17 protein-coding genes are annotated in these 14735 nt (G+C 63.8%); 4 read left to right on the top strand and 13 right to left on the bottom strand.

The window, feature by feature from the left end; all coding sequences use genetic code 11:
* Positions 1-3: 3 nt before the first annotated feature.
* The 3 genes from IVB28_RS03410 to IVB28_RS03420 all read right to left on the bottom strand — a co-directional run bounded on the left by IVB28_RS03410 (position 4) and on the right by IVB28_RS03420 (position 3187).
* Positions 4-1110, bottom strand: coding sequence for a cyclic nucleotide-gated ion channel (locus tag IVB28_RS03410; protein WP_247524643.1), 1107 nt, complete (start codon positions 1108-1110; stop codon positions 4-6).
* Between the two features lie 171 nt (positions 1111-1281).
* Positions 1282-1500, bottom strand: a complete 219-nt coding sequence (locus tag IVB28_RS03415) for a hypothetical protein (protein ID WP_247524644.1) — start codon at positions 1498-1500, stop codon at positions 1282-1284.
* Positions 1501-1741: 241 nt separating this feature from the next.
* Positions 1742-3187: a TAXI family TRAP transporter solute-binding subunit gene (locus IVB28_RS03420; RefSeq protein WP_247524645.1), complete on the bottom strand. Its 1446-nt coding sequence runs from the start codon at positions 3185-3187 to the stop codon at positions 1742-1744.
* 416 nt (positions 3188-3603) lie between these two features.
* Between IVB28_RS03420 and IVB28_RS03425 the strand changes: the two genes are divergently transcribed.
* Positions 3604-3951: a DUF3307 domain-containing protein gene (locus tag IVB28_RS03425; protein WP_247525332.1), complete on the top strand. Its 348-nt coding sequence runs from the start codon at positions 3604-3606 to the stop codon at positions 3949-3951.
* Between the two features lie 220 nt (positions 3952-4171).
* Positions 4172-4570, top strand: a complete 399-nt coding sequence (locus IVB28_RS03430) for a hypothetical protein (protein WP_247524646.1) — start codon at positions 4172-4174, stop codon at positions 4568-4570.
* A gap of 54 nt (positions 4571-4624) precedes the next feature.
* On the opposite strand, the gene IVB28_RS03435 is transcribed toward IVB28_RS03430, so the two are convergent.
* Both IVB28_RS03435 and IVB28_RS03440 read right to left on the bottom strand, forming a co-directional pair.
* Positions 4625-4942: a YkgJ family cysteine cluster protein gene (locus IVB28_RS03435; protein WP_247524647.1), complete on the bottom strand. Its 318-nt coding sequence runs from the start codon at positions 4940-4942 to the stop codon at positions 4625-4627.
* 16 nt (positions 4943-4958) lie between these two features.
* On the bottom strand, positions 4959-5657 hold the full coding sequence (locus tag IVB28_RS03440) for a YafY family protein (RefSeq protein ID WP_247524648.1): 699 nt from the start codon (positions 5655-5657) through the stop codon (positions 4959-4961).
* A gap of 126 nt (positions 5658-5783) precedes the next feature.
* Between IVB28_RS03440 and IVB28_RS03445 the strand changes: the two genes are divergently transcribed.
* Positions 5784-6059, top strand: a complete 276-nt coding sequence (locus tag IVB28_RS03445; RefSeq protein ID WP_247524649.1) for a hypothetical protein — start codon at positions 5784-5786, stop codon at positions 6057-6059.
* Between the two features lie 36 nt (positions 6060-6095).
* The gene (locus IVB28_RS03450; protein WP_247524650.1) at positions 6096-6824 is read left to right on the top strand and encodes a glutathione S-transferase family protein; all 729 of its coding nucleotides are present in this window, start codon (positions 6096-6098) and stop codon (positions 6822-6824) included.
* 79 nt (positions 6825-6903) lie between these two features.
* Here the strand turns inward: IVB28_RS03450 and IVB28_RS03455 are convergent, their stop codons facing one another.
* From IVB28_RS03455 to IVB28_RS03490, 8 genes are all read right to left on the bottom strand, one after another.
* A complete protein-coding gene (locus tag IVB28_RS03455; RefSeq protein WP_247524651.1) occupies positions 6904-8055 on the bottom strand; it encodes an ABC transporter substrate-binding protein in 1152 nt (383 codons plus the stop codon).
* Between the two features lie 78 nt (positions 8056-8133).
* A complete protein-coding gene (locus IVB28_RS03460; protein WP_247524652.1) occupies positions 8134-8553 on the bottom strand; it encodes a thioesterase family protein in 420 nt (139 codons plus the stop codon).
* A gap of 10 nt (positions 8554-8563) precedes the next feature.
* A complete protein-coding gene (locus tag IVB28_RS03465; protein ID WP_247524653.1) occupies positions 8564-9325 on the bottom strand; it encodes an SDR family NAD(P)-dependent oxidoreductase in 762 nt (253 codons plus the stop codon).
* Positions 9326-9350: 25 nt separating this feature from the next.
* Entirely contained in the window at positions 9351-11234 is a 1884-nt protein-coding gene (locus tag IVB28_RS03470) for a feruloyl-CoA synthase (RefSeq protein ID WP_247524654.1), read from the bottom strand.
* Positions 11231-12040 carry a crotonase/enoyl-CoA hydratase family protein gene (locus IVB28_RS03475; RefSeq protein WP_247524655.1) on the bottom strand — a complete coding sequence of 270 codons (810 nt, stop codon included), beginning with the start codon at positions 12038-12040 and terminating at the stop codon, positions 11231-11233. The genes IVB28_RS03470 and IVB28_RS03475 overlap by 4 nt, the downstream gene beginning before the upstream one ends.
* Positions 12041-12320: 280 nt before the next feature.
* The gene (locus tag IVB28_RS03480) at positions 12321-12782 is read right to left on the bottom strand and encodes a DUF3237 domain-containing protein (RefSeq protein ID WP_247524656.1); all 462 of its coding nucleotides are present in this window, start codon (positions 12780-12782) and stop codon (positions 12321-12323) included.
* An 11-nt stretch (positions 12783-12793) separates the two neighbouring features.
* Complete coding sequence (locus IVB28_RS03485; protein ID WP_247524657.1) at positions 12794-14113, bottom strand: TRAP transporter permease; 1320 nt, start codon at positions 14111-14113, stop codon at positions 12794-12796.
* Between the two features lie 2 nt (positions 14114-14115).
* Positions 14116-14625 (bottom strand): TRAP transporter small permease, encoded by a 510-nt coding sequence (locus IVB28_RS03490; RefSeq protein ID WP_247524658.1) that lies wholly within the window; start codon positions 14623-14625, stop codon positions 14116-14118.
* Positions 14626-14735: the final 110 nt, after the last annotated feature.

A 14735-nucleotide genomic window follows, 5' to 3' on the forward strand; every position in this document is an offset into this window, starting at 1 on the left:
CATTTAGCTGTTTTCGCGCGCGCGGCGTTTCGCTTCGGCGTCGATGGTCTCGGCGAGATCCGGGTGCCGTGCCATCAGCACGCGGAAGTCGACGAGGTCGAGCACCAGAAGCCGCGATACTTTCGTGGTCGAAACATTGGCGCCCCGCTTGTTGTTGCCGAGCAGCGCCATCTCGCCGAAGAAGGCGCCTTCGCCGAGCTGAACCTTCTTGCCGGGCAGGTCGACCTCGACCTCGCCGGCGGCGATGAAATACATGCAATCGCCCTGCGCCCCCTTGCGGATGATCATGGTGCGCGCCGGCAGCTCCATGCTCCGCAGCATGTGGGTGACATCGGCAATGGCGGCGGGTCCGAGCGCCGCGAAGAACGGCACCTTGCTGACGGATTCCCAGGTCTTGAGGAAATTGTCCCGCCGGGTCTCGGCGGCAAATCCGGTGGCCAGAATACCGGTCCAAAGGCCGAACACGCCGAGGCCGGAGATCATCACCGCAGCCGCAACCAAGCGCCCGAGCGGCGTGACCGGCACGACGTCGCCGTAGCCTGTCGTCGTCAGGGTCACCACCGCCCACCACAGCGCGGCAGGCACGCTGCCGAAGGTCTGCGGCTGCACGTCCCGCTCCAGGAGATATTCGGCGACGGAGGCGAGGAAGACCACCGTCAGGAAGATCACGAGCACGCTGACCAGCGGCCCCGATTCGAGCACCAGCACGCGGCGGAGCTGCCGCAGGCCGGGAATGCCGGGAATGACCTTCAACACCCAGAGCACGGTGAGTAACCAGGCTGTCTTGGGCTCGACGCCGAGAACCAGCGCGACCGGCACCGCCAAGGCCCCGATCGCGTCGACCAGCCCGGCAGAGGAGGACATGTAGAGCGAAAGCCGCCCCTGCTGCGCCATGTGGCGCAGCCGGACCAGCCATTCGAACGCAAAATAGACGAGGCAAGCCCAGAGCAGACCGTTGATCCAGCCGTGCGCGTCATAGGCCCGCTTGTCCGTCAGCAACACCATGCCGAGCAGGCCGACGGTCACCGCGACGTATGCCGCCTTGGTCATGTTGCGGCCGGCCGTGGCGGCCGCGAACTGGGCCAGAGCAGAAATCGGCGGCTTGGACATGCGGGAAAGCGGCTCGGGATTGGCACAAGTCTTCGGGGTCCCGGCTGGGACGTCGGCACAAAGTGCCCGCCCGCGCGGGGGCCGTCAACGACGGGGCGAGGGGGCGGGTAGCTTCATCGGCGCTGCTGCACGGGCCCCGCGGATCGGCGCGGCTATCGCTGGCGAGCTTGTCTACCGGAAATGCGGCGGCTCGTCGTAACCGCGGCGGCTGCTGAAGAACAGCAGCACCATCAGCCCGACGCCGACAATGATGGAAAACCCCGCGCCCAGTGCCAGCGCCACATAGCCTTGCGTCGGAATCGCCTCATCTTCGATCGCAATTGCGGAATAAGCGAAGTAGCCGGCCGCCGCCAGCATTCCCAGGAGGAGGATAATGAGGAGTGCACGCATGCGGCGGTCTCCGGTTGTAACCTGGAACCAACGGTTGCAGATCGCGCCGGTTCCCGAGGATCGGACGTCGATCCGGGTCTCGTGCCCCGGACGCAAGCGCAGCACGCAGTGGTGCGCTGCAGAGCCGGCGCCCATGGAGCAGCGCTTCGTGCGGCTTCCTGGGGTCTGGCTCAGCGCTGCCACGCCTTGGCATTGCAACTTGTCCGGCACACGAGAGCGGTGGGTTGCTCAGCCGACCCCGTCAGGCGCTCTGGGCGGTCTTCACCACCACGACATTGCTGTCGTCGTTCTGGGCAGGGCTCACCTCGCACGCGGCCTTTTCGATCTCGCCGGCATGACGTTTCAGATAGTCGCGGCGCATGCCGATCTCGTCGCGGACGAGTTCGTAGCCCAATTTGAAGGTGTCGAGCCCGTCGGTACTGATGGTGCCGTCTCGCAGCCCGATGACAGCGCCACGCAAGATGCCCTCCAGCTCGTCCTGGAGACATTCGAGCTGATCCAGAGATTGGGCGTGCTCGATCCGCTCGCCGATGTCGAGGATGGCGGTGGAGAGCTCGCTCGCCTTCTCTGGCGCGATGCGGGTGATCTTGGCGTAGATCGCGGCGAAGATCGAGCCGATGACGCTGAGCGCGGCGGCGCCCAGATACATCAAGTCGCTGTACTTATCCATGAACGACTTGGTGTCGTCGTTGATGTAGTCGGCCGCGCCCTGGTGCGCCATCACGAAGGCGTCCTTCTCGACGGAGGCCGGCTCTATCCTGGTGGCAAAGCTGTTGTCGAGCCCGAGCGCTGATTTGTTCTCATAGACGGTGCGTGCCAGCTCGCCTGCCGTGCTCGGGGACATTCTGGATTGCGCGACCAGCAGCCATTCGAGCCCGATCGTGTCGAGATCGTCGTCGGGAATTTGCGGCGAGGTCGACAGCGTGCCCGCCGTTAGCGTCTCGCTGGAAATGCCCGGGACTCTGCGCGCCAGCGCCTTGGCCTCGTCGATCGCGTTGAGCGTGAAGCCGCTGCGTTTGGCGACTTGCTCATAGGTCTTGTCCCGCACAGCCCTGGAGGCATGGACGATGGCGATCACCGCGCCGAAGCCGTTTGACGGCGCAAACAGCTTGTCGAGCGTTGCGCCCTGCGGCGCCATCTGGATTCTGGCGGCGTCCGGACCGTCGGGAATGTCGAGGATGCTGCGGACGAAGGCGAGGGAGGACTCGTTCTCGGCGAGAACGGCGACCTTCTTCTTCTTCAATTCGGCGATTGATTTGATCTTCTTGTTGCCGGGACCGAGCAGAAGCACGAGATCATGATCCAGGATCGCGAGTGTGCGCGCTCGCAGCGGTACCTTTGCGTCGGTGCGCAGGACGGTAAGGTCAGCCTGCTTGCGGTCGAACTGTGCGAGCGCCTTGGCGTTGTCTGCGTTGTTGACGATCTTGATTCGGAAGCGCGAGGCGTTGGTCTTCAGCACGGTGGCGAGCTTGGCCGCGAACAGCGCCTCGTCGCTGTTGGGGGTGCCGACGGCGAAGGTCAGCGTTTCCGAATTGTGCAGCATGGCGCGGCCGCCCCAGACGGTGGCGAGCGACAACAGCAGGGTCAGCACGACGTAAAGCAAGACCTGCTGCTGATTGGTCTTGATCACCTTGGGGCGCCGGGGCGGCGGCTCGGTCGGAGATGAAACGGGGCCTTCAGTACTCATGGCAGCACTCTGGCCTTATTCTTGGGGGGACGGGCTGCTCGCGGAAATGATCGCGGCGGGCGCCCTGCAATTCCTAAACGTCTGAAAAAAGAACGATATTCTCTGCGGGCAATGATAGCGCGAAGGTCACGGAATGCAAATTCCGAGCCGGAGGTAACCTTACGCGATGCGGCCGCGGTGATCGGTCGTCCTATCACCGGTTAGCCACAGTTGGCGATTTTCCGGTTCCCCCCGGCTGCATTCCGCCGCGGGAGATGTCATAAATCGTAGTCCCGGCGATTTGACCGGTCCAAGAACCGGTCCAAGAAGAAGTTGCGCTGAACGCTCCAATTTTTCTTGTCACGTCAATGAGGGCGTCAGCTTTGTCGTTTCCAACCATGTCATCGGCGGTTCCGGCCGAAGCGCTTATTGGCTGGATGTTGCTGCTCACCTTCAAGCACATCATCGCCGATTTCGTCCTCCAGACCGCCTGGATGGCGCATGGCAAGGACCAGAAGCACGGCTGGGCCCTTCCGCTGCTGGTGCACTGCCTCGTTCACCTTGCGGTTGCGCTGCCGTTGATCCTGATCGTGGCGCCCAAATTCTGGTTTGTGGCGCTGATCGACTTCGTGATCCACATCACGATCGACCGCGCCAAAGGGTTCGTCTCGGCCAATTTCGGGGTCGATCTTGCGCATCCCTGGTTCTGGACCTTGATCGGCATCGACCAGGCCCTCCACCATCTTACCGGCTTCGGCCTCTCCATCTTCATGGCGGCGAACTGACTGCTGCGCAGTCATTCCGTGGCTCGCCAAGCGAGAACCCGGATTCTCGAGATTCCGGGTCGGTCTGCGGACCGTCCCGGAACGGGGGCACACAGACTAAGTCCCGCCGTGCCCCCTGATTCGCGGCAAGGGCGCAATGACCCCGGGTGACTACCGGGCAGCGTGGTTAACCTTTCATTAGAGAATTGCACTGCATCTTCCCGCATGAGGGAGAACTGCAATGTTTTCAAGCCGCGATACCTTTGAAGGCGATTTGTGCCCGGTCCGCGACGAACTCCTTGGCGAGATGTATCGCGCCAGCGAGAGTGGCCTGCCGAGATTGGTTGAGAGTGTTTCCCCTGACGCGCGCGCCAGGTTGGCGCTGTTCTGCTATCGCCGCAGCCATTTGCACTCGCTGGCGGTCGCGATCGCCGGAAGCTGTAACGAGCGCGACCTGATCGAGAACGGCGGCCGCGTCGGTTCGACGCTCTATGCGTTGTCGCGCGAAGGCGCGGCGAAATCCTCGCCGTCGCTGTCGGGCGGGCGCAAGCCGATCACGCTGTCGACCAAGCCGCTCTCGGTGCTCGCGCCGCTGGATGACGAGATCGACGACGAGATCGGCGAAGTCGTTCCGGCCTAAGCGCAATTTGTCGGCGCATGATCTTGACGGAAAACCGCTTCACGCTTTTCCGGATCATGCGCTAGCGATCACCGGCAGCCCGAACTTCCGCCGCGCCATCGCGCATTCGGCATCGCCCGGCATGCAGGTGCGGCACACCTCCGGCCGCATCGCATAGATGCCGCACGCGGTCGCTTTCCCAATTTCCCCCTGCAAGGCGGAGCAGCGATCGCCCTCGCAACGCATGCCGGATTGGCGTTCGTTGACCAGCGTCTCCGGAATCGCGGCAAGCTCCTCGTCGCTCTCGATCGAGAAGCGCGGCCAGTTGGCCGAATAGCCACAGCACGCGCCGCAATTCTGGCAACAGCTCGACGGATCGGTGCTCTCTTCCATCATCGTCACCTGTTCTTCAGGTATCTTTGGGAGTGCCCCAGACCAGGCTCTGCCGCCATCTTGCGCGCAACACGTCGCGTCGTTCCGGATATTTCTCGTCGAGATAGTTCGCCTCCACGACGCGGTCGGTGCGGAAGCTGCGGAAGTCGCCGCGTAGCTCGCACCAGGCTGCGAGCAGCCGCACGGCTTCGAGATAGCCGACCGAGATCGGCCAGATCATGCGCTCGCTGGCGCGGCCCTGCTCATCGCGGTAGCGCAGCATGATCTTTCTGCCCTCGTGGATCTGAGTGCGGGTGCGAACCATGTCCAGACGGTCCGGCTCCCTGTTCCAGCTCGGCCGCGCACGGCTCGCCGGCTCCAGCACGAAGGGACGCAGGCGCTCAGGCACGGTGTCGGCGATCTTGGCCATCAGGTCTTCCGCCGCGCGTGCCAGTGCCGAATCGGCATGGCCGGCAACCCATTGTGCGCCCAGCACAGCCGCCTCGATCTCGTCGGGTGTCAGCATCAGCGGCGGCAGGTCAAAACCCTTTTCCAGGATGTAGCCCATGCCGGCTTCACCGCGGATCGGTACGCGTTGACCGATAAGCGTCGCGATATCGCGATAGATCGTGCGCTTCGAGGTCTCGAGTTCGGCCGCGATGGCATCCGCCGTCAGCGGCTTACGCGTGCGCCTCAGCACCTGGATGATTTGAAACAGCCGGTCGGCGCGTCTCATGAGGGGTCCCTTGTCGCTGCTTTTTTCTCAGGGTCTTTTCAGAAGGCGGCCGGCGGCTGCTGACAGGATGCTGGCAGCAGGGGGGTTCTATACCGGGACAACACATCGACTGAAGAGGATTTGTCCATGATCATTCCAACCCATTTCGGCCCGGCCGTTCCGTTGTGGCGCGCCCAGATGTGGCAGGCCCAGATTTGGCAAGCATTGGCGCTCAGCCGCCTCGTTTCGCTCGATCTCATGGCCATTGACCTCCGATTGGCGCTCGCAAGCGTGGTGACACGCTCACTGGTCCAGGCCGCGGACGCTCTGGTCCGCCATGTGATGGGCCGTGCCTGGCAGGGGGCCCGCTTCGCAGAAGATATCACGGCTGCTGCCACCATGGTGGCAGCAGCCGGTCGCTAGGTTCCGTCAACTTTCGAGAGGTCCAGGAGAGCTCGCATGATCACGCTTTACGGCTTTGGCACCGGCTTTGGCTTGCCTGAAATCAGCCCCTTCGTCACCAAGACGGAGGTGCAGCTCAAGATGGCGGGACTGCCCTACCGGAAGGAGCGGGCGATGCCGCCGGCCTCCCCCAAGGGGCAGCTGCCTTTCATCGACGACGGCGGTGAGGCGGTGGCCGATTCCACCTTCATCCGCGCCCATATCGAGCGCCGCTACGGCTTCGATTTCGACGCAGGCCTGTCGCTGGCCGAGCGTGCGCAGGCCTGGGCGTTCGAACGGATGCTCGAGCACCACGTCTACTGGGGACTGGTCGGGGCGCGCTGGGTCGATCCGGTCAATTTTGCCAAGGGTCCCGCGCATTTCTTCGATGGCGCACCGGAGCACAACCGGGAGAAGCTGCGCGAGGACGCGCAATTCCGCGTCGCCGAGAACTATTTGCTCTCGGGCCTCGGCCGCCACGCGCCCGACGACGACGTCGACCTCGCCGTGCGCTCGCTGTTCGCGCTCTCGGTGCAGCTCGGCGACAAGTCCTATCTGATGGGCAACAAGCCCTGCGGCGTCGATGCCACCGCCTTTGGTATGCTCGCCGGTATCCTCTCGCCCTTCTTCGAATCGGCCTTGCGCCAGCGCGCCGAGGGATTTCCGAACCTCACGGCTTACGTCGACCGCATGATGGACGCGTATTATCCGGAGTTCGCCTGGATTCCGCTGCGGCAGGCGGCTTAGGACGGCTCATAAGCATCGCCAAAACGAAAGAGCCGGCCCATCTGGCCGGCTCTCGTCGTCTTAATCCTGGCTGCTGCGTCTACTTCACCAGCGTGTACTTGCCGTTCTTCACCGTGAGCAGGATGCGCGAACGGTCGTCGACGCCGTAGCGGTCCTTTTCGGTGAAATTGTAGACGCCCTGGCTTGCCGCCAGCTCCCTCTCCGTCAGGAGCGCCTGGCGGATCGCTTCGCGGAATTCCGGCGTGCCGGGTTTTGCGGTCTTCAGGGCCGCCGGGATGATGCGCTTCAGAATCTCGAACGCGTCATAGGAATGGCCGGCGAACTGACTGCGGCTGTTCGGACCGTACTTGCCTTCATAGGCGGCGTTGAGCGCGAGGCCGGGCTTCTTGGTGGCTGCCTCGTCCGGCTGGTCTTCCGGATCCATCACCGGACCCGCTGCCATCAGCACGCCCTCGGCGGCCTTACCCGCGATGCGGATGAAGTCCATGCTGGCCGCGCCATGGGTCTGGTAGATCAGGCCCTGATAGCCACGCTCACGCAGCTCAGTCTGCGGCAGCGCGGCCGCGGTGCCGGAAGCGCCGACCAGGATGGCGTCGGGATTGGCGGCGACGAGCTTGAGCACCTGACCGGTCACTGACGTGTCAGGACGGGCAAACCGCTCCTCATCGGCGATGGTCATGCCCATCGGCACGCCCTGGGCCTTGAAGTCGTTGAACCAGAGGTCGCCATAGGAGTCGGAATAGCCGATATAGCCGACTGTCTTCACGCCCTTCGACTTCATGTGCTCGTAGAGCACCTTGCCCATGATCGGGATCGGCTGCGGCATCGCCACCGACCACTTCATGCGTTCCGGAGTGATCGGGAAGGGTGCGAGGCCGAAATGCGGAATGCCGGCTTCGTTGGCGACGTTGGACACCGCGATGGTCGGCGGCGTCAGCGCCGAGCCCATGATGATGTCGGCCTTGGATTCGGTCACGAAGCGGCGGGCGTTGGTGGTCGCGGTGGTGGGATCGCCGCCGTCGTCGAGCACGATCACCTTCAGCGGCACGCCGCCGATCTCCTTCGGCACGAATTCCAGCGCATTGCGCTCGGGAATGCCGAGTGCTGCGCCGGGGCCGGTCGTGGTGGTGGTGATGCCGATCGTGACTTCGGTGGTCTGGGCCAGTGCTGGCAGGGCCGGCAGCGCAAGCGCGGCCGCGGTGACGGCAGCGGTCAGGTAAAAGCGTTTCATCTATTCCTCCCTTTACGTGTTTCTTTGAAAGCAGAAATCGGGGGGTAATTCAGCCCCCTCTTTTGGTGATGCGGCGATTTAGCTTCCCGTGAGTTTGGCTACCATTTCCGCCGGGAATGGTGCCGATTTCAGCTTGTCGGGGTTAACGGGATCGCGGCCGACCAGCACGCGGGTCTCGAAACCCTCGAGAGCCAGCGCCTCACCCTTGTAGACGCTGTGCTTCACCTCGAAGCTCGAGCGCTTGATGCTCTCGATCTTCGTTTCGATGGTGATCCAGTCGCCATAGGTCGAGGGGATGTAGAACTTGGCCCGCGTGTCCACCATCGGGATGCCCACGAGGCCGTATTTGCGAACCAGATCCTGCTTGGAGAATCCGGCGACCTCGAACAGGGTCGAGGTCGAATCGTCGAACATCGCGAAATAGCGCGGGTAGTAGACGATGTTAGCGGGGTCGCAATCGCCCCACTGGATCTGTACGTCGCGCCGGTTCACGAACATGTGTCGCGTCCTATTTCGGCGCCATGCGCAGCGAGCCGTCGAGGCGCACCACCTCGCCGTTCAGGTACGTATTCTCGACCATGTGCAGCGCAAGCGCGGCGAACTCGTCCGCTTGGCCGAGCCGGCGCGGGAACGGGATCGCGGCCGCGAGCGAGTCCTGGGCTTCCTGCGGCAGGTTCGCGAGCAGCGGCGTCAGGAACAGGCCGGGCGCGATCGTCAGCACGCGGACGCCGAACTGCGCCAGCTCGCGCGCGATCGGCAGCGTCATGCCGACGATGCCGCCCTTCGAGGCCGAATAGGCGGACTGGCCGATCTGGCCGTCATAGGCGGCAACGGATGCGGTGTTGATGATGACGCCGCGCTCGCCGGTCGCCTGCGGCTCCAGCTTCGACATTTCGGTGGCGGCAAGGCGCAGCATGTTGAAGGTGCCGATCAGATTGACCTTGATCACTTTGTCGAAATCGGCGAGTGCCATCGGGCCGTCGCGGCCGACCACGCGCTTGGCAACGCCGATGCCTGCGCAATTGACCAGCACGCGCGCCGGGCCGTGGGCTTTTGCAGCCTGCGCGACCGCGGCCTCGGCGGAGGCGGCATCGGAGACGTCGCAAGTCACGGCGACGCCCTTGATCTCGGCCGCAACGGTTTCAGCGAGCTTGGCATTGAGATCGCACACCGCGACCTTGGCACCCTGCGCCGCCAGCTTTCGCGCGGTCGCCGCGCCCAGTCCCGATGCGCCGCCGGTGACGATGACTGCCTGATCCTTCAACAACATGGCGTTCTCCCTTGGCGATGATTTCTTAAGCGACCGATATCACACGGTCCGACGGATTGGCAGCGTAGAGCTCTTCGATCAGGAGGCTGCGATGCTCGAGCACCGCGCGCTGGTTGATCGAGCCCTTGTCGGTGACTTCGCCCTTATCGATCGAGAGCGGCGCGTCCATCAGGATCGCGCGCGTGATCCGCGTCGACGATCCCGTGGCTTGGCTGAGGAAAGCGGTCAGGCGCTCGCGAAACGCTTCGCGCACCAGCCGGTCACGCGTCGCGGCGACGAGGTCGTCGGTCGGCAGCGTCGGATTGATCAGCCGGCAACCGTCGAGGTCGAGCACGACCAGCGCGGAGACCTCGTCGCGGTTGATGCCGGCGATGACGACGTCGCGCACCAGCGGTGCGCAGGCTGCTGTGAGGCGCGCGCGCAGCGGGCCGACGCTGACCCAGGTGCCGCTGGCGAGCTTGAAGTCTTCACCGACACGGCCGTCGAAATCGAACCCTGCGTTTAGATCGTCAGGATCGGCAGGCTTGAGCGCATCCCCCATCATATAAAATCCTTCCTCGTCGAAGGATTTCGCGCTGATGTCGGGCTGGCGCCAGTAGCCGGGCATCACGTTCGGCCCCTTGGCGCGCACTTCCAGCTTGCCGTTGTTCGGCACCAGTTTTGCGTCGTTACCCGAAACGGGCAGGCCGACATGGCCGGAACGGCTGGTGCGCGGATTGACCGACATGAAGAACGGCGCGGTCTCGGTTGCACCTAAGCCGGTCAGCATCGGCACGCGATAACCCTTTTCCTTCACGGCGAGTTCGTCGAGGCTGTCCCAGATGAAGGGCGACAGCGCGGCGCCCGAGAAGAACATCGCGTGCAGCCGGTCGAAGAATTTTGCGCGCAGGCCCTGATCGTCGCGCAAATAGGGCAGCAGCGATTCATAGCCCTTGGGCACGTTGAAATAGACCGTCGGCGAGATCTCCTGGAGATTGCGCACGGTCTCCTCGATGCCGCCGGGCATCGGCTTGCCGGCGTCCAGATACATCGAGCCGCCATTGTAGAGCGTCAGCCCGACATTGTGGTTGCCGCCGAAGGTGTGATTCCAGGGCAGCCAGTCGATGATGACCGGCGGCTCGTCTTTGAGGAAGGCGAGCGTCTCGCGCAGCATCACCTGGTTGGCGCAGATCATGCGCTGGGTGTTGATGACGGCCTTGGGATTGCCGGTCGAGCCCGAGGTCAGCAGGAATTTCGCGATCGTGTCGGGGCCGATCTTGCCGTGCACCGCGTCGAGATCGCTGCGGATCGGGGTCGCCATCAAGTCGGCGAGCAGGGTGACATCGCGGCCCGGTACCTTGCCAAAGGATACGGCGATCTCGGTGCCGAGCGAGACATTGGCGGCGAGCGCATCGGCGAACTTGTCGGCGTCCTCGGCGAAGACGAGGCCGGGCGTCAGCAGCTTCATCAGATGGGACAGCTTGCCGTAATCCTTCGACACCAGCGAATAAGCCGGCGACACCGGGCAGAACGGAATGCCGGCATAGAACGCGCCGAACGCGAGCAAAGCGTGGTCGATCGAATTACCGGAGAGGATGACGACCGGCCGCTCCGCCGACAGGCCGCGCGCGATCAGGCTTGAAGCGATGTGCCGGCTCGCGACGAGCAGCTCGGCGTAAGTGATCTTGCGCCAGCCGCGGCCGCCTTCGCGCTCGGCCATGAAGACGCGATCGGGTGTCGTCGTCGCCCAGTGATGCAGGCGATCGGTGATGCGGACGGGATAGTCGCCGAGCGGCTGCTTTGGTCGCAGGTAAATCGTGCCGTCGTCGCGCCGCTCGACGTTGACGACGGGATCGCCGAACGAAATGGGCCGCAGCGGAAAAGTGCTCGCGCCGCGCTCCATGCTGAAAGAGGACGGCTGCGCGCTCATGATTTCGGTTTTACCTTTGCGGTCTTGTGTTCGAGGAATTCGCGGATCCTGCGTTTTGCCTCTTTGTCGCTCTGCGCCACGGTCGCCATCAGCGATTCCATCAAGAGGCCGGTCTGCGGATTGGCCTCTGCGATCATCGGCAGCGCCTGGAGCACGGCGAAATTCGTCAGCGGCGCGTTGGAGGCGACCTTGGTTGCGAACTCCAGCGCCTTGCCGAGCGCGTTGCCGGCTTCCGTCACATATTGCGCGAAGCCGTAGGAGGCACCTTCGGTCGCGCTATAGACGCGACCCGTCAACATCATGTCCATCATTCTGGCGACGCCGATCAGCCGCGGCAGCCGCACCGAGCCGCCGCCGCCGACGAAGATGCCGCGCTGTCCCTCCGGAAGCGCGAAATAGGCCGAGGGCTCCGCGACGCGGATATGCGCCGAGCAGGCAAGTTCCAGCCCGCCGCCGATCACCGCGCCGCTGAGGGCTGCGATCACAGGCACGCGGCTGTACTGGATGCGGTCGAACACCCGGTGCCACATCTGGGAATGGAGCAGGCCGCCAGTGGCGTCATGCTCGGTCAGCTCGGAGAGGTCCAGGCCACTGGAGAAATGATCGCCGATGCCGTGGATGACGACCGCGCCGATATCCTCGGGCAGGTTCGCGAAACACTCGCCGATTTCCAGGATGATGCCGTCGTTGAGCGCATTACGCTTGGCCGGCCGGTTCAGACCCACGGTCAGAACCCGGTCCGCCCGCTCGATCTTCAATAGCCCGGAGGTACCCGCGTCAGCGGTCTCGGCGTTTCCCTGTCTCATTTGCGTCCTTGTCAGAATAGTTATGTTGTATAACGAATTTGGAGGGAGTCAAGATGGGGCGGGCAGCGAGTTGCGGATGGGCGGAAAGGGGCCAAGATCGTTCCAGACCCGGTGTCGTCCCTACGCACGCAGGGATCCAGAATCCCCGGGAGTAGTTTGGCAAAGACTCGCGGTTCGGTACTCCTACCGGCCGCAATTGACAGATGACGCGGTATGGGTCCCGGCGTTCGCCGGGAGGACGAGCGGAGTTTGCGGAGCCGGCGGAGATTTGCAGCTGCCCTTACATCACCTGATGCACGTCGATGACCACCCGATCCGCATGCCGTGCCGCTGAGCCGACGAAAATGTGCTCCATCAGCCAACGATACTTGTCGTGCCCGGTTTCGAATTTCGGCACGGTGCGAAAATAGATAAGCTTCGGATCGACCGGCTCGCCGCGCTTGAGCTTCTGCAGCAGCTCGACCGGCCCGAAACGCATGCCCTTGTTCTCGACATAGACGATTGCGCCGTCACCGGTCTCGAAGGCGTACTTCGCCTCGAGGTCGATCAGCTCGTTCGGACGGATGGTCTGGAAATCGGCCCCGAACGGCAGCACCTTGCCTGATATCGCGCCCGTCACCTCGCCGCCGATGATCGGAATGATGCGGCGGACGCCGATCCCGGTCTCGCCGGCGGTGACGACCTCGCCGATGCGGGCGGTGACGGTGAAGACGTATTTGGTCTGGAGCGTCGGTGTGGTCATCGTTTCACCGCTCAATGCGCCATCATGCGGGTCGGCAGCCATGTCGCCAGCAGCGGGAAGGCGATCAGGATCACGAGGCGGATCAGGTCCGTGACGACGAACGGAATTACGCCCTTGAAGATCGTGGAGAAGGAGACGTCCTTCACTACACTTTTTATGACGAAGACGTTCATGCCGACCGGCGGGTGGATCAGGCCGAGCTCGACCGTCATCACGATGATGACGCCGAACCAGATCGGGTCGAAGCCGAGATGCGTGATCACGGGGAAGATGATCGGCACGGTGAGGATGATCATCGCCATGGCGTCCATCAGGCAGCCGAGCACGAGATACATCACCATGATCAGCGCCAGCACGCCATAGCTGCCGAGGCCCAGGCCGGTGAGGAATTCGGTCACTTTCTGCGGCGTCTGCGTCACCGTCAGGAAATAGCCGAAGATCAGCGCGCCGATCAGCACGGTGAAGACCGCGGCCGCGGTGCGCGTCGCCTGCAGCAGCGAAGCCAGGATCTTCTCGCGGTCGAGGCGGCCTGTGAGCACGCCGATGATGAACGCGCCGGCGGCACCGACGCCGCCGGCTTCCGTCGGCGTGAAGCGCGGCAGATAGGGCAGGCCGTAGAGACCGCCGATCACGAACACGAACAGCAGCACCGGTGCCCAGATCTCCTTCAGCCCGGCGAAGCGCTCGCGCCACGGTGTCACCTTGCCCTTGGGCAGGAAATCGGGGCGGAAATAACCGATCAGGAAGATCGTGATCATGTACATGCTCATCGCCAGCAAACCCGGAATGATGCCGGCGATGAAGAGCTTTCCGATGTCCTGCTCGGTGATGATGCCGTACACCGCGAGCACGGTGGAGGGCGGCAGCATCGCGCCCAGCGTGCCGCCGGCCGCAATCACGCCGGTGGCAAAGGACTGCGGATAGCCGAAGCGGCGCATCTCGGGATAGGCCACGGCGGAGAAGGTTGCGGCGGTCGCGACCGACGAGCCGCAGATCGCGGCAAAGCCGCCGCAGGCGCCGACCGTCGCGATGCCGAGCCCGCCGCGCAAGTGTCCGACGAAGCCGTTGGCGGCGCGGAACAGCTCGCGGCTCATGCCGGAATTGCTGACGAACGAGCCCATCAGCAGGAACATCGGGATGACGCCGAAGGTGTAGTCGGTCACCGTGCGCATCGAGGTCTGGCCGACCAGCTTCAGCGCCGCGTTCCCGTTGACGAGATAGGCGAAGCCGGAGACGCCGACGAGGCCCATGGCCATGCCGACCGGCACGCGCAGCAGCATCAGGGCGAACAGGGAAACGAAGCCGATTACGGCGACGGCATCGGTGCTCATGATTACTCCGTCGCCTTCAATTTGGGGTCATGCATCTCTTCGGGATGGAAGATCAGCCGGTAGGTGCGGATCGCGATCAGCAGCACGGCGCAGACGTCACCGATCCAGGCGACCGCGAAGAACGGCCAGGTCGGCATGTGCATGTCGAAGGTCTGGACGTTGTCGTTGTAGGTGCCGCGCACCTTGTCGAACAGCGTCCAGGTCTGCACGGTCACGACGAACAGCAGCACCAGAGTTGCGAACACGTCGATCCAGCGCTGATGGCGCGGTCCGACATTGCCCCAGACCAGATCCACCGTGATGTGGGTGCCGCGATAGGAGGTCGCCGCGATGCCCCAGAAAATGAGGATGCCGAGCAGCATGCGGCCGATGTCGAAGCTGTCGGGGATCGAGTAGTTCAGCGTGTTGCGCAGCAGCACCGACAGGAAGATGTCGAGCGCGACGATGCCGACGAAGCCGGCCGCGATCCATTCGATCGTGTCGATCACGCGATCCATCCAGCTGCGCTTCATGGGAGCTTCCTAAAACATGTCATCCTCAGCGGCGAGAGGGGGAGAACGCGCGGTGCGCTCCTCACGTCTCGGCCCGCTTGCAGAACAACGGCGGCGAGATGTATCCCGCC

The organism is Bradyrhizobium sp. 199 (assembly GCF_023073355.1).
Taxonomy (GTDB): Bacteria; Pseudomonadota; Alphaproteobacteria; order Rhizobiales; family Xanthobacteraceae; genus Bradyrhizobium.

Bases quoted from the DNA above. Each gene is read 5' to 3' on its own strand.
- IVB28_RS03410 (WP_247524643.1), bottom strand. From the start codon at position 1,110: ATGTCCAAGCCGCCGATTTCTGCTCTGGCCCAGTTCGCGGCCGCCACG.
- IVB28_RS03415 (WP_247524644.1), bottom strand. From the start codon at position 1,500: ATGCGTGCACTCCTCATTATCCTCCTCCTGGGAATGCTGGCGGCGGCC.
- IVB28_RS03420 (WP_247524645.1), bottom strand. From the start codon at position 3,187: ATGAGTACTGAAGGCCCCGTTTCATCTCCGACCGAGCCGCCGCCCCGG.
- IVB28_RS03425 (WP_247525332.1), top strand. From the start codon at position 3,604: ATGTTGCTGCTCACCTTCAAGCACATCATCGCCGATTTCGTCCTCCAG.
- IVB28_RS03430 (WP_247524646.1), top strand. From the start codon at position 4,172: ATGTTTTCAAGCCGCGATACCTTTGAAGGCGATTTGTGCCCGGTCCGC.
- IVB28_RS03435 (WP_247524647.1), bottom strand. From the start codon at position 4,942: ATGGAAGAGAGCACCGATCCGTCGAGCTGTTGCCAGAATTGCGGCGCG.
- IVB28_RS03440 (WP_247524648.1), bottom strand. From the start codon at position 5,657: ATGAGACGCGCCGACCGGCTGTTTCAAATCATCCAGGTGCTGAGGCGC.
- IVB28_RS03445 (WP_247524649.1), top strand. From the start codon at position 5,784: ATGATCATTCCAACCCATTTCGGCCCGGCCGTTCCGTTGTGGCGCGCC.
- IVB28_RS03450 (WP_247524650.1), top strand. From the start codon at position 6,096: ATGATCACGCTTTACGGCTTTGGCACCGGCTTTGGCTTGCCTGAAATC.
- IVB28_RS03455 (WP_247524651.1), bottom strand. From the start codon at position 8,055: ATGAAACGCTTTTACCTGACCGCTGCCGTCACCGCGGCCGCGCTTGCG.
- IVB28_RS03460 (WP_247524652.1), bottom strand. From the start codon at position 8,553: ATGTTCGTGAACCGGCGCGACGTACAGATCCAGTGGGGCGATTGCGAC.
- IVB28_RS03465 (WP_247524653.1), bottom strand. From the start codon at position 9,325: ATGTTGTTGAAGGATCAGGCAGTCATCGTCACCGGCGGCGCATCGGGA.
- IVB28_RS03470 (WP_247524654.1), bottom strand. From the start codon at position 11,234: ATGAGCGCGCAGCCGTCCTCTTTCAGCATGGAGCGCGGCGCGAGCACT.
- IVB28_RS03475 (WP_247524655.1), bottom strand. From the start codon at position 12,040: ATGAGACAGGGAAACGCCGAGACCGCTGACGCGGGTACCTCCGGGCTA.
- IVB28_RS03480 (WP_247524656.1), bottom strand. From the start codon at position 12,782: ATGACCACACCGACGCTCCAGACCAAATACGTCTTCACCGTCACCGCC.
- IVB28_RS03485 (WP_247524657.1), bottom strand. From the start codon at position 14,113: ATGAGCACCGATGCCGTCGCCGTAATCGGCTTCGTTTCCCTGTTCGCC.
- IVB28_RS03490 (WP_247524658.1), bottom strand. From the start codon at position 14,625: ATGAAGCGCAGCTGGATGGATCGCGTGATCGACACGATCGAATGGATC.